Source organism: Pseudoalteromonas sp. SR43-3 (assembly GCF_014163875.1).
Lineage (GTDB): Bacteria > Pseudomonadota > Gammaproteobacteria > Enterobacterales > Alteromonadaceae > Pseudoalteromonas > Pseudoalteromonas distincta.
Window position 1 is genome coordinate 1 of sequence record NZ_JACJEC010000012.1, and the last position, 25874, is coordinate 25874.

Consider the following 25874-nt stretch of genomic DNA (forward strand, 5'->3'; position numbering starts at 1 on the left):
TGTGGAAGTGGTGTGAGCCATTAAGCTAACTTGTACTAATTACCCGTGAGGCTTAACCATACAACGCCAAACGCGTTTTATGCGACAGTTTGACAGAAGTTAATATGACTAAAGTAGATATTACTGAAAAGACTTAAAAAATATTATCAGATATTTTCCAAATTCAGTTAGTACGCAGAAATACGTATTAACGCCCAAATTTGCTTGGTGACAATAGCGTTTTGGACCCACCTGATTCCATGCCGAACTCAGTAGTGAAACGAAACAGCGCCGATGATAGTGTAGCATTTGCTATGTGAAAGTAGGACATTACCAGGCTTCAAATTCAGTCGAAGGACTTTAATCTTAATAATTAAAATAAGAAAATTGAAAAGAATTTTCTTGGTGACAATAGCGTTTTGGACCCACCTGACCCCATGCCGAACTCAGTAGTGAAACGAATCAGCGCCGATGATAGTGTAGCATTTGCTATGTGAAAGTAGGACATTACCAGGATTTAATTAAGAGAAACCCGTTACAGTAATGTGACGGGTTTTTTGCTTTTTTAAATTAAGAAAAACATCCCCCCTTTAAATTCAACAACAAAACTAGTTGCGTTTATTCGCGCGTGCTAAAATCCAATTTTTATGAATGATGATATAGAGGTCTAGTTTGCCTACAGCTGATTACCAAAAGGTGCTTGATGAAATAGCACATGAAGTACGCCCTTTATTATCACAAGGAAAAGTAGCTGATTATATACCAGCCCTTGCAGAGGTCGATCCTGAGCAATTTTCTATCGCTATTTATACAACTGATGGTAAGACTGTATGTGCGGGGGATTGCTCTCAACGTTTTACCATTCAGTCTGTTTCAAAAGTTATGACACTTACTATGGCACTGCAACGTTATGGTGATGAACTTTGGCATCGAGTTGGAAAGGAGCCTTCAGGTACTGCCTTTAATTCGCTTACACAGCTTGAGTTTGAAAAAGGGATTCCTCGTAACCCTTTCATAAATGCAGGCGCAATTGTAACGTGTGATGCGTTATACAGCCGCTTATCTGCACCAATGCACTCTATGCTCGAGACCTTTAGGTTGTTAGCTGGTAATAGAGGGATAGTGATTGATAAAAAAGTCGCTAATTCTGAGTATGAATTTAGGCATCGTAATGCTGCTATGGCACATTTAATGAAGTCGTTTGGTAATTTTGAAAATGAAGTCGATGATGTTTTATGGTCTTACTTTAACTTTTGTTCTATTGAGCTCAACTGTATTGAATTAGCCAAAGCTTATAATTTTTTAGCAAATAAAGGTGTTGATAATCGATCGGGCGATCGTGTTTTAAGTAGCCGTCAAAATAAGCAGCTTAATTCGCTATTATTTACCAGTGGCTTATACGATGCTGCGGGGGATTTTGGTTACAGAGTAGGTATGCCAGGTAAATCGGGAGTGTCAGGGACTATTTTAGCCGTGTTACCAAATAAGTTTACGGTAGCTGTTTATTCTCCGGGACTTAATTCGTTTGGTAATTCGGTTGCAGGAATTGCAGCGTTGGAACTGCTATCTAAAAAGCTCGATATTTCTATTTTTTAGGAAGTTGATAGGGAGCAATGATTGCTCCCACCGTTATTATTGTTCCCAATAAACCTGTTCTAAGCAGTCTTCGCGTTCTGGTAAACCGCGAGATAAACGAGGAGAGTGCTGAACTAACACTTCATAACTAGCTCGGTTAGCATATTTACTAATTTGCGATAGTGACGAGTAAGTAATAGCTTGTTGCTGATGCTTAGCAGAGTTTGCCACATTAAGTTTATGATAAACATTTGCTGATAAGTCATGTAGCACAGCCGCTAAAGCACAATCGCCTGCACCATTGGTGTTTTTGATTGAATCAGGTCCACCCATAAATGGGGCTGTATGGCTATATGCTCTGATAGGCTCATCACACTCGGTTTTACGCATAGCACGTGAAAATTCGTATCGATTAAAATCAGGTATGGCGCCTGGTAATAACGGATATTCGGTTTCACGCTTTAAGCTTTCGTCTACGTAGCCGGCCATAAATAAGCCTTTTTCGCCAGCGGTGCAAATTACCAAATCTACCCAATCAAGTGCTTTATCGGCAGCTAGAAGAGGGTCTTCAAAACCTGTAATAGCTAACCCTTCTTCTTCGTTCATAGCAAGAATATCAACATGCTTTTCAACAAAGTTTGCCCACCAGGTCGGGTCTTGTTCAATTAAGAATTTAGTTCCGAGTGTAAGAACAACTGGCACACCTGCATCATTAGCGTATTTTACCGCTTGCATAGTCGCTTCAGTCATCGTTTCACTACCTTGCGTACGCATGAGGTAGGCACTGATCACTAATGCTGATGAATTTTCAATAAGGTTTTTATCGATAGATTCAGGACGTAAGTGATTCATTAGGCCCGCACTTATCGCAAAAGTACGCTCACCGGTTTCATCAATTAATGTAAAACAACGACCTATAGGCCCATCTACTGGTTGGAGATAGTTTAAATCTACACGGCTTGAGGTATTACATAAAAAGCGGTAAGCATAGCTACCTATTTTTATATTTTCGCTCATTACGCCTAATAAAACTGAGCGATCATCTGCAAGTACAGAGTAGTTGTGCATAGTGTTACCAATGGTCCCACCGGCAAACTCAAAATCAACCATATCGTTTAATTTTAAACGATCGTATAAGGCGTTCGTTATGTCGCTATCAATAACTTGTGACATACCTCTACGTAGTTGAAATTCGTCAAGGAAAGCTTGATCAACTTTTGCCTCTATATCAACAACGATCTGATCGATACCCGTAATATAACTACGTTGTAATCGCTCTGTTGCGTTAAGTTGATTAGTAAGTGGATCTTTGGCTTCCACTGGAAAATAATGTTTATGCCTGCGGCGTCCAGGAAATTTCATTTGCTACCCGTGTTGTGAGCTAAATAAAAAAAGCGTGAGATTATAGCGTAAATCCACACTAGTGAGCCATTACAAACAGGTAAATATCGTTTTATTTTTGCAATAAAGTAATGAATGACGCACTTTAGAGTGCTAACTAGGTATAATTACAGCATAAAAAGTTATTTAAGTAGAAAGAATGAACGAGCCATTTAATGATTCCTACTGGATGGAGCAAGCGCTTTTGTATGCAAAGCAAGCAGAGTTGCTTGATGAAATTCCGGTTGGAGCAATTGTAGTAAAAGATAACCAGCTAATTTCAGTGGGGTACAACCGCTCAATAACGGATAACGACCCATCAGCCCATGCGGAAATGATTGCAGTGCGAGAAGCTGGAAAAGTACTTAATAATTATCGCTTAATTGATTGCACACTATATGTAACGTTAGAGCCTTGCTCTATGTGTGCAGGACTGTTGGTGCATAGCAGAATAAAGCGTTTAGTATTTGGTGCCCTCGATGCTAAAACAGGGTCTGCAGGTTCAATTATGAATTTATTACAAGAGCCGAGGTTAAATCATCAAGTTGAGGTGTGCGGTGGTGTTTTGGCACAGCAATGCGGTGATACTATTTCGAATTTTTTTAAGCGTAGAAGAGCGCAAATTAAAGCAGCTAAGAAAGCTGCTCGTGATGAACAAATAAATAAACCTAGCTAGAGTTAACTAGCGATTGGCTCTATTTCTGTTTCAGCCATTTGCTGCATAGCAAACATTCGGCGGCGCCAGATGATTTTTTTGTGCAGTTTTCTTAGCATAACACGACGACGTGTGGCTGTTGAATAAATCACATTGCGTTTTAATTTTTGTGTGCGTCTACGTTTTAGCATGTTTTCTCCTAATGCAAGAGTGAGAAAGGCGCAGGGTATATCTTATAAAATAATAATATACAAGTAATACACATTAGTGATCATTTGATGACAAGTAAACAGATATTTAATTTACTTAAATTTTGCTTACTGGTTTGCTCAAAAAACTGATACCTATATAAATCTTAGTTATTGTTTTCACTTGGTAGTTCGGGCTCAATTATAGGCTGTTGTTTTTCTGTTTGCGCTTCATCTTTGTTACTTTTATCGTCACTTTCTTCATTTAAGTTTGGCTCGGTATCAGTGCTCTGCTCTGTGATTGGTTCTGGCTCAGACTCTACAGCAATAGCATTATTCTCATCTAGCCAAACAAGTGCATCGTAATAGCGACGAATATTATCAACATATTTAACCGCTACATCGCCACGCGCATAACCATAGCGAGTTTTACGGTAATAGCGCTTTTTAATTAACAGCGGTAAGCGTTTTTTTACATCAGCCCATTTATCAGGGCTTGCGCCTTGCTGCTCGGTAATTATACGCGCGTCGTTAACGTGCCCCCAACCTACATTGTAAGCCGCTAGTGCAAGCCATGTTCTATCAGGTTGAGGAATTCTATCAGGTATACGCTTAATCAGTTTACTTAAATACTTACCACCACCGCGAATATTTTGCTCTGGCTCTAAGCGGTTGGTAACACCTACTTGTTTTGCTGTACTGCGGGTTAGCATCATAATACCGCGAACGCCTGTTGGCGATTTAGCACGAGGATTCCACATAGATTCTTGATAGCTAAGTGCCGCTAATAAACGCCAATCAAGGCTACCAGCATATTGTTCAAACCATGGTTGGTATGTTGGTAAGGTTTCTTTGATAGCTTCGATATAAGCAAGGGTATTTACATAGTTAAATTGGCGCACGTGGCCAAAGTATTTTTCTTCAAGTACGTAGAGCTGATTACTCTGTTTTATATCGCCAAAAAATGGCACTAATAAGGAATATAAAGAATCATCTTTTGATTTATTAAGTATCCATGCAATCGGGTCGTTATGACTAACAGAAAAACCGATACTTAAATTTGGATGATAACGGCGAAATAACGATAGCGTATGTGTATCAGCGAGTGTGTAATCAATCTCGCCATCAATAACTGCTTGAAGTAGTTCTTCTTCATCAAACTCTTCGCTTTCTATCCAAGTAAGATCTGGATTGTTTTTTTTCATTTTTTGCAGAGTAAGCGAATGACTACTTTTAGCGATAACAGTAAAGTTGCCATCTAAGTCGGCAAACTCTCGAGGACGAACACGTCCTTGCTTATAAACTAACTTTTGGCTGATTGTTCTGTAAGTTGGTCCATAACGGTATTGCTCTGCACGGATTTTATTATAGGTAAGTCCTGAGGCAATTAAATCTAAATCACCGCTTTCAAGGCGTTCAAACATATCGGATAAGTTAAAAAATGGCACTATTTCAAGCTCTACACCTAGATATTCAGCAAATGCTTGAGATAGCTCATATTCAAAGCCTTGTTCACCTTGAACGGCTTGATAATAATTACTAGCACTTGCAAGTGTACCCACACGTATTTTGTTTTGTTCTTTTATTTGGGCGAGTTGAGTTGGCTGCTCTTGCATATCACATGCACATAACAGCATAACTAAAGTAATGATTATTATTAGTTTTTCTTTGAACATTGAGTGCCCCTTAAGCTCGCCAGCCACCGTTATAGCAAAACTAAGCCATCGCGTCACTTTACCTTTTATTTTATTAACCAAAAGAGGCTATAAATAAAGCTAAAAAGTTAATTTTATGAAAAGCGTAATTTTGAGTTAAATCTGAATGCTAATTGGACTATAATGCGTGCCTAAAATATCGTTCAATCCCTAACCCCGGATGAAATTACCTATGTTGATCCTTCGTGGTGCACCAGCACTTTCAGAGTTCAGAGTTAATAAAATTTTAGCGCGTTGCCAACAATCGCAACTTCCAGTCACTAACGTATACGCCGAGTATGCTCACTTTGCCGATTTAACATCGCCGTTGAGTAGCTCTGAGCAAACCAAGCTTGAAAAACTATTAACTTACGGTCCAACTATTGCTGAGCATACCCCAGCTGGCAAACTTGTACTTGTTACACCTCGCCCAGGTACCATTTCACCTTGGGCATCTAAAGCTACCGACATCGCCCACAACTGTGGTTTAAAGCAGGTTCACCGTGTTGAACGCGGTATTGCTTATTATGTTGAAGGTGATTTAAACGCAGAACAACTTGCACAAGTAACTGCGTTATTGCACGACCGCATGACTGAAGCCACACACAATGAACTTGAAGATGCGGCTCAGCTGTTTCGCAGTGATGCCCCACGCCAAATGTCGTCTGTCGATATTTTAGGTGGTGGACGCGAAGCACTAGCAACAGCCAATGTTGAGCAAGGCTTTGCGCTTGCTGATGACGAAATAGACTACTTAGTAGAAAATTTTACAAAGTTAGGACGTAACCCTAACGACATCGAATTGTTTATGTTTGCACAAGCGAACTCAGAGCATTGTCGCCATAAAATATTTAATGCTGACTGGACAATCGATGGTAAAGAGCAGCCAAAATCGCTGTTTAAAATGATTAAAAATACGTTTGAGCTAAATCCTGAAAATGTATTGTCGGCGTATAAAGATAACGCGGCAGTAATGAAAGGCTCAAAAGCGGGTCGCTTCTTCCCAAATGCGCAAGGTGAATATGCGTATCATCAAGAAGACATTGAAATACTAATGAAAGTTGAAACTCATAACCACCCAACAGCTATTGCGCCATTCTCAGGTGCTGCTACAGGTTCTGGTGGTGAGATTCGCGATGAAGGCGCAACTGGTCGTGGCTCTAAGCCAAAAGCAGGGTTAGTTGGCTTTACTGTATCAAATTTACGTATTCCAGGTTATGAGCAACCGTGGGAAAGCGATTTTGGTAAGCCGGGTCGTATTGTAAACGCACTTGATATAATGACAGAAGGTCCACTAGGTGGCGCTGCATTTAATAATGAGTTTGGTCGTCCTAACTTATTAGGCTACTTCCGTACTTACGAAGAAAAAGTAACAAGCCATAATGGTGAAGAAGTACGTGGTTACCATAAACCAATTATGCTTGCCGGTGGTTTAGGTAATATTCGCTCTGATCATGTTCAAAAAGGTGATATTCCTGTAGGCGCTAAATTAATTGCGCTAGGCGGGCCTGCAATGAACATTGGTTTAGGCGGTGGTGCTGCATCAAGTATGGCCTCAGGTCAGTCAAACGAAGATTTAGACTTTGCTTCAGTACAGCGCGAAAACCCAGAAATGGAACGTCGTTGCCAAGAAGTTATCGATAAATGTTGGCAGCTAGGCGATGAAAACCCAATCGCGTTTATTCATGATGTAGGTGCCGGCGGTTTATCTAACGCGTTTCCTGAGCTTGTTAATGATGGCGGACGTGGTGGTAAGTTCCAATTACGTAGCATCCCTAACGATGAGCCAGGCATGGCACCACACGAAATTTGGTGTAATGAATCACAAGAGCGTTATGTACTCGCTGTTGGCGTAGAGGACTTTGACCGCTTTGAAGCAATTTGTAAGCGCGAACGTGCCCAGTACGCTGTTATTGGTGAAGCAACAGCTGAACCTCACTTAACTGTGTCAGACAGCCACTTTGAAAATAACCCTGTTGATTTGCCGCTGGACGTATTATTAGGTAAAGCACCTAAAATGCACCGCGATGTAACGTCAAAGCAAGTTGTTGGCAAAGCGCTTGATATCACATCAATAAATGCAGCAGATGCAGCGCAGCGATTAATGCGTTTACCAACCATTGCAGAAAAAACATTCTTAATAACAATCGGCGATCGCTCAGTTACGGGTTTAGTAGCGCGCGACCAAATGGTTGGTCCTTGGCAAGTACCTGTTGCTAACTGTGCTGTAACTGCGGCAACGTATGATACTTACCACGGTGAAGCTATGTCACTCGGTGAGCGTACTCCGGCTGCATTACTTAATTACGGTGCATCTGCTCGTTTAGCTGTGGCAGAGTCGTTAACTAATATTGCTTGTGCAAATATTGGTAGCCTTGAAAACATTAAGTTATCGGCAAACTGGATGGCAGCAGCGGGTCACCCAGGTGAAGATGCTGGTTTATATGAAGCTGTTAAAGCCGTAGGCGAAGAGCTTTGTCCTGCGCTTGGTTTAACTATTCCTGTAGGTAAAGATTCTATGTCGATGAAAACGACATGGAAAGATGAAGGTGACTCACAAGAGAAATCAGTAACGTCGCCGCTTTCATTGGTTATAACTGCATTTGGTCGTGTTGACGACGTACGTAAAACAGTAACTCCACAACTGCGCACAGATAAAGGCGATACATCGCTTATATTAGTTGATTTAGGTGCGGGTAAAAACCGCATGGGCGCATCAAGCCTTGCACAAGTTTATAAGCAATTAGGTGATGTAACCCCTGATGTTGATAGCCCTGAGTTATTAAAAGGCTTCTATAACGCAATGCAAGCACTTGTGGCTGATAGTAAGTTACTTGCTTATCATGACCGCTCAGACGGTGGCTTATTTACCACAGTAGCTGAAATGGCGTTTACGGGTCATACCGGTGTAACGGTTGATTTAGCAGCTTTAACAGGTTCTGACATTGAAGCGCTTTATAACGAAGAGCTAGGTGCCGTAATTCAAGTTGCGAATGCTGATTTAGATGCAGTAAATGCGGTGTTTGAACAACATGGTATAGCAGCCATTAGTCACAATATTGGCACGCTTAACAGTGACGATACGATTATGTTTCACCGTGGCGAAAATACGGTACTTAATCATACGCGTACTGAGCTTCGTACTATTTGGGCTGAAACAACGTATCAAATGCAAGCACGCCGTGATAACCCTGAGTGTGCTAAGCAAGAGTTTGATGCTAAATTTGATGCAAAAGATCCAGGCTTAAACGTAAAACTTAACTTTGATTTAAACGAAGATATAGCTGCACCATACATTGCAACCGGTGCTAAACCGCAAATGGCTATTTTACGTGAGCAGGGTGTTAACTCTCATTTAGAAATGGCGGCAGCGTTTAATCGCGCAGGTTTTTCAGCCGTTGATGTACACATGAGCGACATTTTAGAAGGTCGTTTAACACTAGAGCAATTTAAAGGTTTAGTGGCCTGTGGTGGTTTCTCATACGGTGACGTACTTGGTGCAGGTGAAGGTTGGGCTAAGTCTATTTTGTTTAACGACATGGCACGCGATCAGTTCCAAAACTTTTTCCACCGTGAAGATACTTTCAGCTTAGGTGTATGTAACGGTTGCCAAATGTTATCAACGTTAAAAGAGTTGATCCCTGGTACTGAACATTGGCCGCGCTTTGTAACTAATAAATCAGAGCGTTTTGAAGCACGCTTTAGTTTAGTAGAAATACAAGAGAATCCGTCTGTGTTCTTTAACGGAATGGCTGGCTCGCGTATGCCTATAGCGGTTTCTCATGGTGAAGGTCATGCTGAGTTTGCAAACGATGCAGCCACTAAAGCGGCGCTTGATAGCGGCACTGTAGCGGTTAAATTTGTAGATAACTACGGTAACCCTACAACGCAGTACCCAGCGAATCCTAATGGTTCTCCAGAAGGTATTACCGGTATTACGTCAACTGATGGTCGTGCCACTGTAATGATGCCGCATCCAGAACGTGTATTCAGAAGCGTTGCCAACTCTTGGCACCCAGATGAGTGGCTCGAGGATAGCCCGTGGATGCGTATGTTCCGTAATGCACGTAAAAACGTAGGTTAATTATATTTACGTTTATACAAGTTAGATTCATAATCTTACTGTAAAATAAAAAAGGCTGCATTGTGCAGCCTTTTTTGATTATACCAATCTGCTTATATATGGGGTCTATTTAACGTTAAAAAAATTACGCTAGAACTAGGCAAAAGTTTTTATATCTAGTTGTTCTAAATAAAAAACTTTTAACGACGTTATAGTGCAATTAAATTCGTTAAATTGTTCAAAGATTTATGCAGGTTGGTATTAGTATAGCTAAAAGCACAAAGCATTTAAGGATAGTATGTTTAAGCGAATTGGTTTAATTGTTGGAGCTGTATTACTAAGTACCTTACTGCTTGGTTATGTATTTCGCTTGCCTTTATTACAGTGGGCTATAGCGCCTGAGCTCGAAAAAGCGGGTGTCACATTAAACTGCCTTGATTTTTCAATCACGTCTAGCTTAAATATTCATGCTGATAAAGTGTGTTTAAATTATCAAAATCAACAATTACAACTGACGGATATTACTGCAAATACAAAGCGTGTAGATATTGAAAATGCAGTGCTAACAGTTAATCCACTCCCTAAAAGTGATAATGCTAATCAGCTTGCTAAAAATCTCGATTTAGCACTTCCCTTAAATCGCCCATTAATCAATATTAAACAGCTTGTAGTAAAAAGTGATGAGCTCAATAAGCCACTTAAAATAAGCATATTAGAACCCGAATTAAATAAATTTAATGTCTCAGGTGATATAAACGCAAGTGCAATTTTGACTGCTAATAAAGTAAGGGGTCAGTTTGAAATTAATGACACTTTTTTAAAGCACGTTATAAACACTAAAAATACATTAATAGCAGATTTTAACTTTAATACTCAGCAAGCATTTAGCTTTGATGGTATAGAACTTGAGTTAAATGGCGATATTAGCTCCCAGTTTGCTCACACGTATGAGCAGTGCAAAGTTAACGTATTAACCACTGGTAAATTGGCGACGCGTTTTAATTTAAATAGCCAAGCGTTAATGTTTAATACCGATTTGCTTAATAACAAAATTAATTTAACACCAAGCTGTACTGAGTTAATTCCACCAAGTGAATATGCAGGCTTTATTAGCAAACAAGTTCCTTTAAATTGGCAACTTAAACTCCCTCAATCAATTAGCTTAGAGGCTAGTGGGTTGAGGGTACCTGCGATTAATTTGGTAAGCGTGGGCGATAAGCAATTTGATATTTTAATAACAGATACAACACTAAATATTACATCTCCATTTGAAGACTTACAGTCAACTTTGTCAGCTCAAATAAATACACCCGATATAAATAATATTAACGTTAATGCTCAGTTATCTGGCGCTGCAATTATAGGCGATTACGCCGTTGTGCTTGAAAATTTACCTGAGTTTGCACCTGCAACAGCGAATGGGCTTCGCCTTAGTGGTCACTTTAATATAAGTGAGTTTATAGACTTAAAACCCATTGGGCTTATAAATGCTAAATTAACGCTTAATAGTGTAGATGCGTTTGATATAAGTGCAGTGCAATACCAAGGTGATTTAATAGCAAAAATGGATAAACAGTTAAACACAGAAGTAACGTTAACGCAGCAATTAAAAAGCGCAGCATATAAAGAATTTAAAGTCACAGATATAAGTAACACATTAACAGCAAATGCTAATTTAGGCGTAGGTGAGTTATTTGCTGATCTAACAGCAAAAACGAATATAAAGGCTGTTAATAGCCCCGACATAAAACTTAATAATATAAAAGTAGAGTCTACGGGCTTGCAAAGCCGTGCACTAAAAGCTACGCATCACGCATTTATAAATAATGTTGAGTTAGTGATAAATCATCATATGTCGTCGCAAGCTCATCCATTTGAAGTGGTTATTCCTGAACAAAGTGCGCTGTCGTTAAATGCGTTTATTAGTCAATTTGAGCCACTTGCACAGTTAACAGAGGGCGAATTTAATGGCTATATTAGTGGCGATATAAACTTACAAAATGCACTGTTCAATATAGGGATTAGTCATACAAGTGCATTGTATAACGATTACCTTGCGAGTGATTTAAGCAGTACATTTAGCGGGGAATATAATTCAGGTAAGCTTAATGTAAAACCAACTACCTTTAATTTAAATGAATTTAGAGCCGGTGCCGTAGTTAAAACTATTAAAGGTCAATGGCAAGTTAATAACAATACCGCGCTTATAAATGATGTAAAAGGAAGTGTGTTTGGTGGTGAGTTTTCATTAGATAGCTACACAGTAGGGAAGCCAAATCAAGTTGCTAATGTTAAGTTTGAAAATATTGATGCAAGCAAACTTGTTACACTCGACGATAAGTCGGGCATTGTATTAACGGGACGCTTGGCGGGGTCTTTACCGGTTCACTTTGATAGTGGAAAAATTGAAATAATTGACGGTAGCTTATTTAGCCAAGGAACAGGTAATTTAAAAATTACCAATAATGCCGCTTTTGATTCAGTAATGCAGCAACAGCAAGAGTTACAACCTGTGTTAGGGCTATTAACTAATTTAGATATTCAAAAACTTAATAGCAGTGTGGCACTAAAAAATGATGGTTGGTTAAAACTAGGGGTTAATTTGCAAGGCTATAATAAAGCAGAGCAGCAGCAGGTTAACTTTAATTATAACCACGAAGAAAACGTATTTACACTTTTACGCGCACTGCGTTTAAGTGACGAAATTACACAAAAAGTTGAGCAACAATACTCACAAAAAGGAAACTAATAATGAGACAGTCGTTATTGATAAAAGTACTGCTCGCGCTGAGTGCTATTAGTGCACTCAGTGCTTGCACGCATCGTGTTGAGGTGTCTGCTAAAGAGCCCATTACTATTAATTTAAATGTGAAGGTCGATCACGAAATTCGCGTAAAAGTAGATAAAGAACTCGACAATTTATTTAGTGACGACAGTGAGTTATTTTGAGGAGCTAGAACATGAATACGAAGAAAAAATTAAATATTATTACGTTAGTTAGTGCAGTATGTATGTCTTTCTCTGCTTGGGCTATTAGCCTTGATGACGCTAAAAACCAAGGTCTAGTAGGTGAAGATAGCTCTGGTTATTTAGGACTTGTTGTACAAAACGCAGAGGCAAAAGCCGTTGTTGATGACATAAATGCAAAGCGTAAAGCGCAGTACTTAAAGCTCGCTAAAAAGAATAACTTGTCGCTTTCACAAGTAGAAGCACTTGCTGCTGCTAAAACAATTGAAAAAACCCAAAGTGGTCATTACGTTGAAGTAAATGGTAACTGGGTTAAAAAATAAGCGTTTGTTATTGTCTTGTTCTGCACAAACCAAAATAAAACCGAGCATTTAAGCGCTCGGTTTTTTACAGCCTTCAAGTAACTGCTGCCAAAAATCAATCCCCTTACGCCTTGCTAGATTTATATTATGCTCAGGAATAGATTCAGGCTCGTTATAACTATCAAGTGCTTCGCTCATACTTGCTTCGCGGATTAAATGCAATGTAGGAAAGGGCGCTCTATTTGTGTAGTTTGCGGCATCGGTTTCATCACTGTCAGCAAATACGTAATCAGGATGAAAATTAGCGATTTGATACTTACCTTCAAAGCCTTGCGCGACTAAAAGTGCATTAGCTAAATCGACCAAGTCTAAAAAGTCTTCAAAGTCACTAAAGCCATTGTCAAACATGATAAGGGTTGTTTCGCGCTCTGGTTCACGGTCAAGCTCAACACATTGCTCAAGCATATCCATTACAGCATCATCCATGCTCGTTGCAGAGCTTACTATGTAATGAATACAGTTATTTTCTACTTCTTTACGTGCAAATGGGCAAAAGTTATATTTAACAATAACAGATGACACCCATTCACGGGTTTGGCTTATAGCTATGTTGGTCACGGTTTTGGCTCTAAATATTGATTAATAATGTTAAGTGTTTTTTGTATAGCACCTTGGTTTTTAGCTACGCATTGCGCAGCTTTAATACCTAAGGTTTGGCACGCTTTTGTGTTTTGGCTAAACGTTATAAGCTGCTTTGCGAGTTCGTCGTTACTATCAACCACTACAGCACCTTTGAGCTTTATTAGCTCTGGATAAACATGGTCAAAATTGTATGTGTGTGGACCTGTTATTACACCTACTGAAAACGCTGCTGATTCCAGTGGGTTATGCCCACCTCTACGAATTAAGCTGCCACCAATAAAGCTCACGTTTGCAGCGCCATATAAACACTGTAATTCACCAAGCGTATCAGCAAGAAGTACTTGTTCATTGTTGTAGTTATTTTGGCTACGACGGCTAAAGCTAAGTGGGCTTTGCGTTAAAAGCTCTGCCACTTTGTCAAATTGCTCTGGATGGCGCGGGGCAATTATAAGTAATGCATTAGGTTGCTTTTTTAGTAACTCTTGATGGGCTAAAAGTACCAGCTCATGCTCAACAGGATGTGTTGAGCCTGCCACCCATACAAAGCGTTCATCGTTATTGTCTTCATTACTGTTATAAAGCTGTTTAAGGTTGAGTACTTTAGCTAATTGCTCTTCACTTGGTGTTATATCAAATTTTATTGAACCTGTTACATGGCTTTTCGAAGTCTCAAGACCAAGCTCTATAAAACGTTTAGCATCTGTTTTATTGTGACTCGCAAGTACCGTAATTGAGCGCATAATAATATGCGTTAATTTAGCGACCTTTTGATAGCCCTGCTGCGACTTCTCTGAGAGTCTTGCATTGATAACAAGTACTGGTATGTTTTTTTTGTGGCTTATCGCCATTAAATTAGGCCATAGCTCGGTTTCTAAGATACATAATGCTTGTGGCTTTATACGCTTTAAAAATCGGGCTGTCGCAAACGGAAAATCGATTGGTAAGTAGCTACACGCCACAGAGTTTTTGAACTGGTTAAGTATTTGCTCTCTGCCTGTTGGAGTATTACAGGTTATAAGTATATTTAAATTTGGATGCACTTTTTGCAAAGCTTTAATGAGTGGCGTTGCGGCAAGTACCTCACCAACAGAAGCACAATGAAAAACTAAAGGTTTAGTTTTAACCGTAAATAAAGACTTACCGACAAACCCAAAGCGCTCTTTAAAGAGTGCACGATAGCCTTGGTTTTTTTTACCTCGTAAAATATAGAGATAAAATACAATCAGTGGGCTAATAATAATTAATGCGAATGAGTAAAAAATGCGTGCCATACTGATCTTTCTTAAAGGGAAGTGGCGTTAGTTTACCGTGAAATAGCCGTTTTCTAAACATACTCGTTATAAAATATGGTCTGGGTTCAGTTATAACCCGATAAAATACACACAATTAAATAAAATTATGGAATAATGAATTTAATTTTTCCTGCCATTTCAGTTCCAAGAGGAATTTTTTCATGTCAATTATCGATTCAGTGGCAACTAGCTACGTTGAAACATTAAACCGTCATCAGGCATTATTTGAAACGATGGAGGCTTATCATCAAGAATCTATGCAATTGTTAGAAGCATGCCATAGTGCATTACAAGCTGGTGGCAAGATTGTTTGGTTTGGTAACGGTGGTAGTGCAGCCGATGCACAGCATTTAGCTGCAGAATTTGTAGTGCGTTATAAATTAGAACGTGGTCCGCTTGCCTCAATGGCATTGACCACTGATACCTCAATTTTAACAGCGCACAGCAACGATTATCACTTTGATACGGTGTTTGAGCGCCAAGTTCAAGCGTTATGTAAGCCAGAAGATTTAGTTATTGGTTTAACCACATCAGGTACTAGTAACAATATTAATTTAGCATTGGAAGCTGCAAATAAACTAGGCGCTTTTACTGTGGCATTAACTGGACGTGATGGCGGCAAAGTAAAAGATATTGCTAAGTTACCTATTATTATAAAAAATGACGAAACAGCACGTATTCAAGAAGCTCACATGTTTATAGGTCACTGGTTATGTGAAGCCATGGATATGGTTGTTGCGGAGCAGCAGTAATGGATTTATCGTTATTAAAAAACTTATCAGCGGCACGAATATTAGTTGTTGGCGATGTAATGCTAGACCGCTATTGGTATGGTGATACAGGTCGCATTTCGCCAGAAGCGCCAGTACCGGTTGTTAAAGTAAGTAAATTTGAAGACAAAGCGGGCGGTGCAGCTAACGTTGCAAAAAATATAGCGCGGTTAGATGCAAAAGTTGGCTTATTGGGTTTAATTGGTGAGGACGAAAGCGGGCAGATTTTAGAGACCATCCTAAAAGGTGAAAAAATAAGCTCACAATTAGTCAGTGTATGTGATTTACCGACTATTTCAAAAATGCGTGTTATTAGCCGCCACCAACAATTGGTTCGACTTGATTTAGAAGAAATGTTTACTGAGCAACACAGCCAGCTTTTATTAAACCGCTTAGAGCTTGTACTTGATGAATACGACTTTATAGTGTTCTCTGATTACAGCAAAGGATCTTTAAGCTTAATTAAAGAGATGATAAGCCTTGCTAAGGGCGCCGGAAAAACGGTTTTAATCGACCCTAAATCGCCAGATTTACATTTATATGAAGGTGCTGATTACATTACACCTAACTTACATGAGTTTAAGTTAGCGGGTGGTCAAACCGATTCAGAAGAGGCTTTAGCAGCAAGTGCGCGTGATTTAATAAGCAAAAATGGCATTAAAGCCATGTTACTTACGCGTTCTGAGCAAGGTATGTCGCTTATTAGTGCAGATGAAAAGTTTGATTTTGCAGCGCAAGAGCTTGAAGTAAGCGATGTAACCGGGGCTGGTGATACGGTTATAGCTACACTCGCGGTTATGCTTGGTGCTGGCATGGAACCTAAAGATGCTGTCGAAATTGCTAATTTAGCCGCAGGTATCGTTGTGAGTAAGTTTGGGGCTGCAACTGTCTCGCCAGAGGAGCTAAGCCGCAAGCTTGGTCAGTATTTACATACTACGGGTGAGCATTACCAAACACCATTTGATGATGTACTTCAGCATATTGAATTTGCAAAACAAAACGGCGAAACCATTGTATTCACTAATGGCTGTTTTGATATTTTACATGCGGGGCATGTACGTTATTTAGCGCAAGCTAAAGCACGAGGCGATAGACTCGTTGTTGGATTAAATAACGATGAATCTATTACGCGCTTAAAAGGGGCAGAACGCCCTATTAACCCACTAGATGAGCGTGCGATGGTACTTAGCGCACTTTCATCTGTTGACTGGGTTATTCCGTTTGGCAGTCTAGATGAAAACGACACTCCCGCTAAATTAATTGAGCAAATAAGCCCTGATATTTTAGTTAAGGGTGGCGACTACACCGTAGAGCAAATAGCGGGTGCTGAGCATGTACTTCGCCATGGCGGAAAAGTTGAAGTGCTTGAATTTTTAGATGGGTGCTCAACATCAAAAGTAATAAGTAAAATTAAACAGTAATTACTGATTTAGTTTGCTAAAAAATACAAAAAAGGGATGAAAACACTGTTTTCATCCCTTTTTTACTTTTAATACGTTACTTTATTAAAAGTAACGTATTAAAAGTTATATTCGTACTTAGCAAATGCAGAAGTATCGTTTTCAGCGCCGTCGTTGTTAGACGCAAAAGTACCTAAAGTGACGCGTCCTCCCATAGAAAGCATTCTGTAACGAAGTTCTAATTGCTTACTGTTGTAGGCTGTTTTAGTTATAGTATTACCTAAGTCAGGATTATTTGGATATAGATCGCGATTATCATTGTTGTAATCAACACTGCGTAACTTTACCTGCCAATCATTACCATTTGATAGTTGTCCTAACAATGTGAAAACAACTGATTGTGCATCATTATCGTAAGTTGAGCCTATAGTACGGCCATAGTAACGGTAGCCAGATTTGTAGGTACCGTGTTCGTAATAACAGTTTTCTGAAGTTGATTCTGCATCGCAAGACACTCCTGTATCAATATATTCAATATTCACTAATATATTTTGATCATACAGTCGCTGGGTTGTTTGTAAACCAAATAAGTAAGCTCTATCGGCAGGCTTAAACTGTGAACTGGCATCTTCGCCAATCGTACTGGCATATACAGCGTAAGGTTGGTTAAAAAGTGTATCTGACCAACGAACGTCAATACCAGCTAATTGATTACCTATTTTTGACTCTAATTGGCTATCACAACTCTCGCTTCCATCAATACAGCTTGTTTGTCCAGTAACTACATCAATAAAGTCACCTGCTGAGCCAGGTTGTCCGTCACCGGCCCATTGTGCAGACCAGCTAAGTGCAATTTCTAACTGTTGAATAGGGCGAAAATTAACACGAGTACTCCACAGTAAAGCATCAGGTATAACACGCGTAGACTCAAGTTTAGCCATTTGTGCAGTAAAGCTCCATTGACCAATCCAGCTCAGCCATGGTGTATCGAAAGCAGTACTTTTTTCTCTGGTAACACTTAGTGCAGGTAAAGGTTTCGCATTACCTGACATAATTAAGCTGTTATCAACACCAGGTCCCCAAAATTGTTCAATAGCACCGGCTCTAAAAATCCAGTTACCTAAACGGTAAGCTAAGTAACTATCATCAAGTGAGGTATCGTTACAATCGGTTAAAGCTTGCTCGTTGGTAACTATATCGTCAGTCGTTTTTCCATCAATTAAACATTTTTTACCGTCTTTTCTATAATTTATAGCTACTTTAGCTGCAAAGTTATCGCCTAAATAAGCGTAAGCTGCTGAAAGCTCTGTTTCTTGTGTATTTGTTGCACCAAAGCTTGTTGCTATGATCGGATCTGTGGCTGCAAAAGCTGATAATTGAAGACTATGCGAGCTGCTATTTTCTGATTTATATCGATGTTTAACGCGAAGTAAAGCATCTTGCAAGCTTGGAGATAATTGCTCTAGCGGCATGCTTTGCACATCACTTATAAAACTTTTCCACATAAGCGGATAGGTAGTTACAGGAGCTAAAATAACACCGGCATCAGCTAATTGTTGAATATCAGCTCTAAGACCGTAATCATCGGGTTTTACCCAAGGCTCAGCATTAACTGACGCGCTCATAGCGCAAAAAAGAGTAGAAAGTAGAAAAATTCTGTTTCGCAAAGTTCAGATCCTTGTGATTTAGATTGCGGCTAAGTTTATCAACCTAAGCATGTTATTGCAGTAAATAATCAAATTTATAGAGCTAATTTAATATATTTAAACGTAACCTAGCTATCGAAATAAGTATCTGATTGGTATACTTGAGTTCAAATAGGAAATTGAGAATGTAATGAGCAACAAACGACTTTTATTTATTCCCGTATCATCACCAGAAGGCATTGGTGAATATATGCGCTCGTTGTTGTTGGCTCAAAGTTTAAAGGCAGAACTTACTGATTCTCTCGATATTCACTTCATATTAAATAAGCATACAAGTTACGCAAAAGATTGTCCTTTTGAAGCCACATTACTTGAACACTCAGCTACGAAAGAGCTGGATTCTGTTTGCGACTTTATAGAGCAATTTAAACCTGACGTCGTTGTTTTTGATTGTGCAGGACGTGCAGGGCATATGAAAGCGGCTAAAAAAGTAGGCGCTAAAGTTATATTTATTTCTCAGCATGCAAAAAAACGCGCTAAGGGATTGAAGCTAAACAGGATTAATTTAATTGATACACATTGGGTTGTACAGCCTGATTATTGTATTGAGCCACTTACATGGGCTGAAAGTGCGAAGTTAGACATATTTCCCTTGGCACCCCCTCGTAATGTAGGCCCTTTTGTTGCATTTGCTTCTTGTGAGCAAAAACGTGATGTTTTAAATCGCTATAACTTAGTATCTGATGGCTATTTTATTGTTAATGCGGGTTCTGGCGGGCATATATTAAATAATCTTAATTGTGCTGAGGTTTACTTTAAAGCCGCGCTTAAAATTACTAAGCATACTGGGTTAAAAGCAGTTGTTGTGTTTGGTGCAAATTATAAGAAAGCCATTCCTGAAAGTGATGAGGTTACTTGTTTATCAAGCCTGCAAGGAACCGAATTTTTGGCATTAATGAGCCAAGCTAAAGTCGCATTACTTAGTGGTGGAGATACTTTATTGCAAGCAATTGCAGTTCAAACCCCTGTTGTGGCATGTGCTATCTCAAAAGATCAAAATACACGTTTGGATCATTGCGTTAATGCAGGTGTTGTAATAAAAGCAAATCTTGATATTGATGAAATTACAACGAAAATAGCTCAAGTTATTACCGAGCCTTTTTATAGTGAATTTATTGGTAAATATAAGCAACTCGATAGCACACATAGCTTCGACGTGATCACTACTGGCATAAAAAATATGCTTGTAGGAGATCGCTTATGAATATAGTGATTGTAATTGATTCACTAGTAGGTGGTGGTGCTGAAAAAGTAATGCTTACTTTGGCTGAAAAAATGGCGAAACTACAGCACAATGTCACTATATTATCTCTTGCGAGCAACGCTGAGTATGACATTCCTGATATAGTTAAAGTTGATAGCCTTTTTCCTGATAGAGCATCTAAAGTAGATAGATTCTGGCAGCGAAAAAATAGTATTTTGCGATTAGAAGCGTGGTTTGAAAAAAAACAAAGCGAGATTGGCAATATTGACCTAGTGCTTTCTAACCTTGATAGAAGTAATAACTTGCTCGCGCTTAGTAATATCAAAAATGTTCACTTTGTTATTCATAACTCCGTCAATGCAGAACTTGCCCGTCAAAAAAAGTTAGGTCCATTTTCATATTTATACCTTAAAAAAAGTAAGCAAAACTTAAATGGTAAATCACTTATTTGCGTATCAAAGGGTGTTGAAAAAGAAATAACACAAGGGGATTTAATTAACCCAAGTGCAATCGCGACTATTTATAACCCGTTCGATTTTGAAAAAATAAACCAACAAGCAAATGAGAAAAATAACGACATCCCAAATGAGCCTTACTTAATTCATGTAGGAAGGCTCGCCAAACAAAAACGCCACGATATATTATTTGCAGCATTTGCAAAGCTTGATAAAAAATACAAGTTAGTCCTTTTATGTAATAAACCTGCAAAAGCGTTAAAGCTTGCACAGCAATATGGCATAGATAAACAGTTAGTAGTGCCTGGATTTCAACAAAACCCGTACAACTGGGTTCAGCATGCCAAAGCTTTAGTTTTGAGCTCTGATTTTGAAGGGCTGCCAACGGTATTAATTGAGGCTTTAGCGGTGGGTACTCCGGTAGTTAGCACTAATTGTACATTTGGACCAAGCGAGATATTAACAGGCGAGCTGAGTAAATATTTAGTACCCGTTCAACAAAGTGAGGCATTAGCCAATGCCGTTAAGCAGGTGTTAGCAGATAAGCCAAATGTAGAAAACGCAGATATTCTAAAACAAGTACAGGCAGAGCAGGTTGCTCTGCAGTATTTAGCATTGGCTAATTAACTTATATTAGGTTAACTTATATTAGCAAGTGTTTTGAGGTAGTTGCTGTGCAGAGTTTGCCAGTCATTCACTTGCCAATTAAATACATCATTTCGACCTTGCTCTTTTAAAAATGAGCGCTCAAGGCGTGTTATATTACTTTGTTGCCACTGTGGGTTAGGCGTTCTTATTTCACCTCTGTCAAAGTCGATAATATACACATCACCAGTATCATCAAACAATATGTTATTAATGTTTAAATCGGCGTGATACACACCTTTTGAATGAAATAGCGCGATTGTTTTAGCAATGCGCTCTAACTCATCTTCAGTCAATGAGCGTTCAATTAATATATCGAGTACACTTTTAGCGCCTTTAACAGCCTCGGTAATAATATCACCACGATAAATTAACCCGCTGTGGGTTACTTTAGCTGCAACAGGGGTTGGTACGTTTAAACCAAACTCTATAAGTTTACTCATTAAACTAAACTCTTTATACACACGGGTTTGTTCAAGCCCTGGGTATAAATATTGATCGCTTAGCAATTTACCCACTAAACCACCGCGCCAATAATGCCTAAGTACGGCTGTTAATTCGTCTTGCTTAAAAAACCACGCAGTTGCTCGACCTTTTTTAGCGCCCACAATTTTATTTTGTTGTTGCCAATAATTTGCATCAAACCAATCGAGGGTAATTTGGCTTGTGTATTTAGGGTGGCTTAATACAGTGTGGTTGCCTTGCACGTGTTGTTTAAACATAGCTCTGTGTAATTGCTAAATAATGTGTCTATATTAGCGCGTTTTAAAGCGCAGGATAAGTGCTTGCAATAGCGTGATTATAATTTAAGATCGGCTTTTGTATTTAATACCTAAGGGAATGTGTGACTCAAGCTCCTAATTATTCATCTATTTGTATATTAAGACTCTCTGCCATTGGTGACGTATGTCATGGTGTGAGTGCTGTACAAGCCATTCAAAAGGCACACCCGAATGCAAAAATCACCTGGGTAATTGGCAAAATAGAAGCCATGTTACTTGCTGACTTACCGGGTGTTGAGCTGGTGGTATTTGATAAAAAGCAAGGCAAAGCAGCGCTTAAAAGCTTGAAGCAACGCTTCAACAACCAAAAATTTGATGTGCTTCTTAATATGCAAGTTGCATTAAGGGCTGGGCTTGTAGCGCGCTGTATTCCTGCAAAAGTAAAAATAGGGTTCGATTGGGCTCGTTCAAAAGAATTGCACAGCTTATTTATTAATAAACGAATAGACCCACAAGCCCAGGCGCATGTGCTTGAAGGCTTTAAAGGTTTTGCAAAAGCCATTGGTGTAGCTGATTATAAACCGAGTTGGGACATGCCATATACCGAGCAAGACCAAGCGGTTGCAGATGAGTTATTAACATCAGAATACCTAACTAATAAACTATTAGTAATATCGCCCGCAGCTAGTAAAGCGCAGCGTAATTGGCTCGCTGATCGTTATGCCACATTGGCTGATTATGCAAGCGAGCAAGGCTTTAAGGTGGTATTGACGGGTGGCCCAACAGAGCTTGAGATTAACCTAGCAAATAGCATTATTGAGCACAGCAACACGCCTATTTTAAATTTAGTCGGTAAAACAAAACTCAAAGAGTTGTTGTGCGTGTTAAAGCGTGGCAGCTTAGTGCTCGCGCCCGATACGGGTCCTGCGCATATGGCAGTAACAGTTGGTACGCCGGTTATTGGTTTATATGCACATTCAAATCCAGCACGCACAGGTCCTTATTTATATCAAGACTACGTGGTAGAGGTTTATCATCAAAACTTGTTTAAGCAAACAGGTAAAACGGCTGAGCAAGTACCGTGGGGTACACGCGTAAAAGGCGATGATTTAATGAGCCAAATTACAGTTGATGATGTAAAAGCGATGTTTGACCATGTTGTACAAAAAGAGTCTTTGTAATGAATGCACAACAAAAAAATAAAGCGCTTTTTTTAGATCGAGATGGCGTGGTAAATGTTGATCATGGTTATGTGTATCAAAGCGATAAATTTGAATTTATTGACGGTGTTTTTAGCACTTGTAAAGCATTTTATGATGCAGGCTATAAAATCATAATCGTCACTAATCAATCTGGAATTGGTCGAGGTTATTACACCGAAGCTGATTTTTTAGCACTGACCGAGTGGATGAAAGACCAGTTTAGTGCCCACAGCATTGAAGTTACCGATGTGTATTTTTGCCCGCATCACCCTAAAAAAGCGCGCCCTGAATATTTGAAAGAGTGCAGTTGCAGAAAGCCTGCGCCAGGAATGTTATTACAAGGCATACAAGAGCATAATATCGACCCTGCTTGCAGTATTATGGTGGGCGATAAACTCAGTGATATGCAGGCTGCGAAAAAAGCGGGCATCACTACACGCGTTTTAGTGCGTTCAGGGCAAAGCTTTGACCAAAGCGCTAAGCAAGAAGCTGATTTAATTATCGATTCTATAAGTAGTTTACCTGCACTTTTAAAAACATAAATAAACAGCCTGTAAACTGGCAGGAATTCCTTCCAACTGAGGGCGTTTGCGACGAACTGCAAACCGTGCATTTTACCCATTAAACTTTTACAATACCCCGCATAATAAACAGCCGCGAAAGTGCGGTTGTTTACCCGTTCAAATATATGGAGAACCTAGATGAGAGCATCTGCTTTTTTTAGCCAGTTACAACAGCAAATTGAAGACGTAAAAACCGAAGGTTTGTATAAAAACGAACGTATTATTAAGTCCCAGCAGCAAGCTCAAATCGAAGTTGCATCAGGTAAAGTAATCAACTTTTGTGCTAATAACTATTTAGGTTTAGCTAATAGCCCAGAGTTAATTGAAGCGGCGCAGAATGGTTTAAATAATCATGGTTTTGGTGTGGCTTCAGTGCGTTTTATTTGTGGCACTCAAGACATCCATAAAACACTAGAGCAAAAAATCAGTGCGTTCTTAGAAGCAGAAGATACTATTTTATATTCTTCATGTTTTGACGCAAATACAGGTTTGTTCGAAACTATTTTAGGCGCAGAAGACGCTATTATTTCTGATTCATTAAATCATGCATCAATTATTGACGGTGTACGTTTATGTAAAGCTAAACGTTTTCGTTATGCAAATAACGACATGGCTGATCTTGAGAAGCAACTTATTGCAGCAGACGAAGCCGGTGCTAAAACTAAACTAATTGCTACCGATGGCGTGTTTTCTATGGACGGCGTTATTTGTAATTTAGAAGCTGTGTGCGACTTAGCCGATAAATATGATGCGCTTGTAATGGTAGATGACTCTCACGCAGTTGGCTTTGTTGGCGAAAACGGTAAGGGTACACCTGAGTACTGTAATGTATTAGACCGTGTAGATATTATCACCGGTACATTAGGTAAGGCGCTGGGCGGTGCTTCAGGTGGTTATACATCAGGTAAAAAAGAAATTGTTGAATGGTTACGTCAGCGTTCACGCCCATACTTGTTCTCAAACTCATTAGCGCCTTCAATTGTTACTGCATCAATTAAAGTACTTGAAATGCTTGAAAATGGCGGCGAGCTTCGCGCTAAACTTTGGTCAAATGCTAAATATTTCCGTGAGCAAATGGAAGCTGCTGGTTTTACGTGTGCAGGTAAAGATCATGCAATTATCCCCGTAATGCTAGGAGATGCCAAAGTAGCCTCGTTAATGGCTGATAAATTACTTGCTGAAGGCATTTACGTAACCGGTTTTTCATTCCCTGTAGTACCAAAAGGGCAAGCGCGTATTCGTACACAAATTTCAGCGGCACATAGTATTGAGCAACTCGATACAGCTATCGATGCATTTACCCGTATTGGTAAAGAAATGGGCGTTATTTAATTTTATTTTAAACCGAAGCCTCGCTTCGGTTTTTTAATTGAGTGTGGATTATGAAAGCATTATCAAAATTAAAAGCAGAACCGGGCATTTGGATGACAGATGCACCAAAGCCAGAAGTAGGTCATAACGACTTACTGATTAAAATTCGCAAAACAGCTATTTGTGGTACCGACGTACATATTTACAAGTGGGACGAATGGGCAAGTAAAACCATTCCAACGCCTATGGTTGTTGGCCATGAATATGTTGGTGAAGTCGTTGATATGGGTCAAGAAGTTCGTGGCTTTCAGGTTGGCGACCGCGTATCTGGCGAAGGGCATATTACGTGTGGGCATTGTCGAAATTGTCGTGCAGGGCGTGTACATTTATGCCGTAATACAACGGGTGTAGGTGTAAACCGTGAAGGTGCATTTGCCGAATATTTAGTTATTCCTGCATTTAATGCATTTAAAATTCCAGATAATATTTCTGACGAACTCGCTTCTATTTTCGACCCATTTGGTAACGCAGTTCATACCGCACTATCGTTTGACTTAGTTGGCGAAGATGTACTTATCACTGGTGCAGGCCCAATTGGTATTATGGCAGCAGCTGTTGCAAAACATGTTGGTGCTCGCCACGTTGTAATTACCGACGTAAACGAATACCGCCTAGATTTAGCACGTAAAATGGGAGCTTCACGCGCTGTAAACGTTGCCAATGAAAAGCTTGAAGATGTAATGAAAGAGCTAGGTATGACAGAGGGTTTTGATATTGGCCTTGAAATGTCAGGTGTGCCAAGCGCGTTTAATTCAATGCTTAATAATATGAACCACGGCGGTAAAATTGCCATGCTAGGTATTCCACCATCTGATATGGCAGTTGACTGGAACCAAGTTATTTTTAAAGGTTTAGTGATTAAAGGTATTTACGGTCGCGAAATGTTCGAAACGTGGTACAAAATGGCAAGTTTGATTCAATCTGGCCTAGATTTAAACCCAATCATTACACATCAATATTCTGTGGATGACTTCCAAGCTGGCTTTGATATGATGATTTCAGGTCAGTCAGGTAAAGTGATTTTAAACTGGGACTAGTTCCTAACTAAATTACAAGAAGGGCGGCTTTAGCCGCCTTTTTTATACTATTAATTAAAGAG

General features: G+C 39.4%; 21 protein-coding genes and 2 rRNA genes. 16 read left to right on the top strand and 7 right to left on the bottom strand.

What is annotated here, in order from left to right; translation table 11 throughout:
- Positions 1-203 precede the first annotated feature (203 nt).
- The 3 genes from rrf (H5088_RS13570) (at position 204) to glsB (ending at position 1575) form a co-directional block, all read left to right on the top strand.
- Positions 204-318 (top strand): 5S ribosomal RNA (gene rrf / locus H5088_RS13570).
- Between the two features lie 62 nt (positions 319-380).
- Positions 381-495 (top strand): 5S ribosomal RNA (rrf, locus tag H5088_RS13575).
- A gap of 156 nt (positions 496-651) precedes the next feature.
- The gene (gene glsB / locus H5088_RS13580) at positions 652-1575 is read left to right on the top strand and encodes a glutaminase B (protein ID WP_002961081.1); all 924 of its coding nucleotides are present in this window, start codon (positions 652-654) and stop codon (positions 1573-1575) included.
- Between the two features lie 36 nt (positions 1576-1611).
- Here the strand turns inward: glsB and H5088_RS13585 are convergent, their stop codons facing one another.
- Positions 1612-2916 (bottom strand): inosine/guanosine kinase, encoded by a 1305-nt coding sequence (locus tag H5088_RS13585; RefSeq protein ID WP_033021433.1) that lies wholly within the window; start codon positions 2914-2916, stop codon positions 1612-1614.
- A gap of 178 nt (positions 2917-3094) precedes the next feature.
- On the opposite strand from H5088_RS13585, the gene tadA reads away from it, so the two are divergent.
- On the top strand, positions 3095-3610 hold the full coding sequence (tadA, locus tag H5088_RS13590; RefSeq protein ID WP_002961078.1) for a tRNA adenosine(34) deaminase TadA: 516 nt from the start codon (positions 3095-3097) through the stop codon (positions 3608-3610).
- A gap of 2 nt (positions 3611-3612) precedes the next feature.
- Here the strand turns inward: tadA and H5088_RS13595 are convergent, their stop codons facing one another.
- Complete coding sequence (locus H5088_RS13595; RefSeq protein WP_002961076.1) at positions 3613-3780, bottom strand: hypothetical protein; 168 nt, start codon at positions 3778-3780, stop codon at positions 3613-3615.
- 164 nt (positions 3781-3944) lie between these two features.
- Positions 3945-5453, bottom strand: coding sequence for a membrane-bound lytic murein transglycosylase MltF (gene mltF, locus H5088_RS13600; RefSeq protein ID WP_182753269.1), 1509 nt, complete (start codon positions 5451-5453; stop codon positions 3945-3947).
- Positions 5454-5664: 211 nt separating this feature from the next.
- Here mltF and purL point away from each other — a divergent pair, with 211 nt between their 5' ends.
- The 4 genes from purL to H5088_RS13620 all read left to right on the top strand — a co-directional run bounded on the left by purL (position 5665) and on the right by H5088_RS13620 (position 12824).
- Positions 5665-9555: a phosphoribosylformylglycinamidine synthase gene (gene purL, locus H5088_RS13605; protein WP_182753271.1), complete on the top strand. Its 3891-nt coding sequence runs from the start codon at positions 5665-5667 to the stop codon at positions 9553-9555.
- A 277-nt stretch (positions 9556-9832) separates the two neighbouring features.
- Positions 9833-12283, top strand: coding sequence for a YdbH domain-containing protein (locus H5088_RS13610; RefSeq protein ID WP_182753273.1), 2451 nt, complete (start codon positions 9833-9835; stop codon positions 12281-12283).
- A gap of 2 nt (positions 12284-12285) precedes the next feature.
- Complete coding sequence (locus H5088_RS13615) at positions 12286-12483, top strand: YnbE family lipoprotein (protein WP_007378800.1); 198 nt, start codon at positions 12286-12288, stop codon at positions 12481-12483.
- 11 nt (positions 12484-12494) lie between these two features.
- Complete coding sequence (locus H5088_RS13620; protein WP_002961068.1) at positions 12495-12824, top strand: YdbL family protein; 330 nt, start codon at positions 12495-12497, stop codon at positions 12822-12824.
- A 48-nt stretch (positions 12825-12872) separates the two neighbouring features.
- Here H5088_RS13620 and H5088_RS13625 read toward each other — a convergent pair whose 3' ends face one another.
- Entirely contained in the window at positions 12873-13421 is a 549-nt protein-coding gene (locus tag H5088_RS13625) for a DUF1415 domain-containing protein (protein ID WP_002961067.1), read from the bottom strand.
- Positions 13418-14716 (bottom strand): lipid IV(A) 3-deoxy-D-manno-octulosonic acid transferase, encoded by a 1299-nt coding sequence (gene waaA, locus H5088_RS13630; protein WP_182753275.1) that lies wholly within the window; start codon positions 14714-14716, stop codon positions 13418-13420. The genes H5088_RS13625 and waaA overlap by 4 nt, the downstream gene beginning before the upstream one ends.
- A gap of 182 nt (positions 14717-14898) precedes the next feature.
- Between waaA and H5088_RS13635 the strand changes: the two genes are divergently transcribed.
- Both H5088_RS13635 and hldE read left to right on the top strand, forming a co-directional pair.
- Complete coding sequence (locus H5088_RS13635; protein ID WP_002961065.1) at positions 14899-15489, top strand: SIS domain-containing protein; 591 nt, start codon at positions 14899-14901, stop codon at positions 15487-15489.
- Entirely contained in the window at positions 15489-16928 is a 1440-nt protein-coding gene (hldE, locus tag H5088_RS13640) for a bifunctional D-glycero-beta-D-manno-heptose-7-phosphate kinase/D-glycero-beta-D-manno-heptose 1-phosphate adenylyltransferase HldE (RefSeq protein WP_182712284.1), read from the top strand. Before H5088_RS13635 ends, hldE begins: the two co-directional genes overlap by 1 nt.
- 98 nt (positions 16929-17026) lie before the next feature.
- Here the strand turns inward: hldE and H5088_RS13645 are convergent, their stop codons facing one another.
- Positions 17027-18532: a capsule assembly Wzi family protein gene (locus H5088_RS13645; RefSeq protein WP_182753365.1), complete on the bottom strand. Its 1506-nt coding sequence runs from the start codon at positions 18530-18532 to the stop codon at positions 17027-17029.
- A gap of 211 nt (positions 18533-18743) precedes the next feature.
- Between H5088_RS13645 and H5088_RS13650 the strand changes: the two genes are divergently transcribed.
- Complete coding sequence (locus H5088_RS13650) at positions 18744-19817, top strand: glycosyltransferase family 1 protein (RefSeq protein ID WP_182753277.1); 1074 nt, start codon at positions 18744-18746, stop codon at positions 19815-19817.
- Positions 19814-20899 (top strand): glycosyltransferase, encoded by a 1086-nt coding sequence (locus H5088_RS13655; protein ID WP_182753279.1) that lies wholly within the window; start codon positions 19814-19816, stop codon positions 20897-20899. Before H5088_RS13650 ends, H5088_RS13655 begins: the two co-directional genes overlap by 4 nt.
- 11 nt (positions 20900-20910) lie before the next feature.
- Here H5088_RS13655 and H5088_RS13660 read toward each other — a convergent pair whose 3' ends face one another.
- Positions 20911-21639, bottom strand: coding sequence for a 3-deoxy-D-manno-octulosonic acid kinase (locus tag H5088_RS13660; protein ID WP_182753281.1), 729 nt, complete (start codon positions 21637-21639; stop codon positions 20911-20913).
- 122 nt (positions 21640-21761) lie between these two features.
- On the opposite strand from H5088_RS13660, the gene H5088_RS13665 reads away from it, so the two are divergent.
- The 4 genes from H5088_RS13665 to tdh all read left to right on the top strand — a co-directional run bounded on the left by H5088_RS13665 (position 21762) and on the right by tdh (position 25812).
- A complete protein-coding gene (locus H5088_RS13665; protein ID WP_182695086.1) occupies positions 21762-22820 on the top strand; it encodes a glycosyltransferase family 9 protein in 1059 nt (352 codons plus the stop codon).
- Positions 22820-23383 carry a D-glycero-beta-D-manno-heptose 1,7-bisphosphate 7-phosphatase gene (gene gmhB, locus H5088_RS13670; RefSeq protein ID WP_182753283.1) on the top strand — a complete coding sequence of 188 codons (564 nt, stop codon included), beginning with the start codon at positions 22820-22822 and terminating at the stop codon, positions 23381-23383. Before H5088_RS13665 ends, gmhB begins: the two co-directional genes overlap by 1 nt.
- 159 nt (positions 23384-23542) lie before the next feature.
- Positions 23543-24736, top strand: a complete 1194-nt coding sequence (locus tag H5088_RS13675) for a glycine C-acetyltransferase (protein WP_182753285.1) — start codon at positions 23543-23545, stop codon at positions 24734-24736.
- A 50-nt stretch (positions 24737-24786) separates the two neighbouring features.
- Complete coding sequence (gene tdh / locus H5088_RS13680; RefSeq protein WP_024595694.1) at positions 24787-25812, top strand: L-threonine 3-dehydrogenase; 1026 nt, start codon at positions 24787-24789, stop codon at positions 25810-25812.
- Positions 25813-25874: the final 62 nt, after the last annotated feature.

What these genes read in the sequence shown, in the direction of transcription:
- H5088_RS13585 (WP_033021433.1), bottom strand. Translation starts at nt 2,916, where the DNA reads ATGAAATTTCCTGGACGCCGCAGGCATAAACATTATTTTCCAGTGGAA.
- tadA (WP_002961078.1), top strand. Translation starts at nt 3,095, where the DNA reads ATGAACGAGCCATTTAATGATTCCTACTGGATGGAGCAAGCGCTTTTG.
- H5088_RS13595 (WP_002961076.1), bottom strand. Translation starts at nt 3,780, where the DNA reads ATGCTAAAACGTAGACGCACACAAAAATTAAAACGCAATGTGATTTAT.
- mltF (WP_182753269.1), bottom strand. Translation starts at nt 5,453, where the DNA reads ATGTTCAAAGAAAAACTAATAATAATCATTACTTTAGTTATGCTGTTA.
- purL (WP_182753271.1), top strand. Translation starts at nt 5,665, where the DNA reads ATGTTGATCCTTCGTGGTGCACCAGCACTTTCAGAGTTCAGAGTTAAT.
- H5088_RS13610 (WP_182753273.1), top strand. Translation starts at nt 9,833, where the DNA reads ATGTTTAAGCGAATTGGTTTAATTGTTGGAGCTGTATTACTAAGTACC.
- H5088_RS13615 (WP_007378800.1), top strand. Translation starts at nt 12,286, where the DNA reads ATGAGACAGTCGTTATTGATAAAAGTACTGCTCGCGCTGAGTGCTATT.
- H5088_RS13620 (WP_002961068.1), top strand. Translation starts at nt 12,495, where the DNA reads ATGAATACGAAGAAAAAATTAAATATTATTACGTTAGTTAGTGCAGTA.
- waaA (WP_182753275.1), bottom strand. Translation starts at nt 14,716, where the DNA reads ATGGCACGCATTTTTTACTCATTCGCATTAATTATTATTAGCCCACTG.
- H5088_RS13635 (WP_002961065.1), top strand. Translation starts at nt 14,899, where the DNA reads ATGTCAATTATCGATTCAGTGGCAACTAGCTACGTTGAAACATTAAAC.
- hldE (WP_182712284.1), top strand. Translation starts at nt 15,489, where the DNA reads ATGGATTTATCGTTATTAAAAAACTTATCAGCGGCACGAATATTAGTT.
- H5088_RS13645 (WP_182753365.1), bottom strand. Translation starts at nt 18,532, where the DNA reads ATGAGCGCGTCAGTTAATGCTGAGCCTTGGGTAAAACCCGATGATTAC.
- H5088_RS13650 (WP_182753277.1), top strand. Translation starts at nt 18,744, where the DNA reads ATGAGCAACAAACGACTTTTATTTATTCCCGTATCATCACCAGAAGGC.
- H5088_RS13655 (WP_182753279.1), top strand. Translation starts at nt 19,814, where the DNA reads ATGAATATAGTGATTGTAATTGATTCACTAGTAGGTGGTGGTGCTGAA.
- H5088_RS13660 (WP_182753281.1), bottom strand. Translation starts at nt 21,639, where the DNA reads ATGTTTAAACAACACGTGCAAGGCAACCACACTGTATTAAGCCACCCT.
- gmhB (WP_182753283.1), top strand. Translation starts at nt 22,820, where the DNA reads ATGAATGCACAACAAAAAAATAAAGCGCTTTTTTTAGATCGAGATGGC.
- H5088_RS13675 (WP_182753285.1), top strand. Translation starts at nt 23,543, where the DNA reads ATGAGAGCATCTGCTTTTTTTAGCCAGTTACAACAGCAAATTGAAGAC.
- tdh (WP_024595694.1), top strand. Translation starts at nt 24,787, where the DNA reads ATGAAAGCATTATCAAAATTAAAAGCAGAACCGGGCATTTGGATGACA.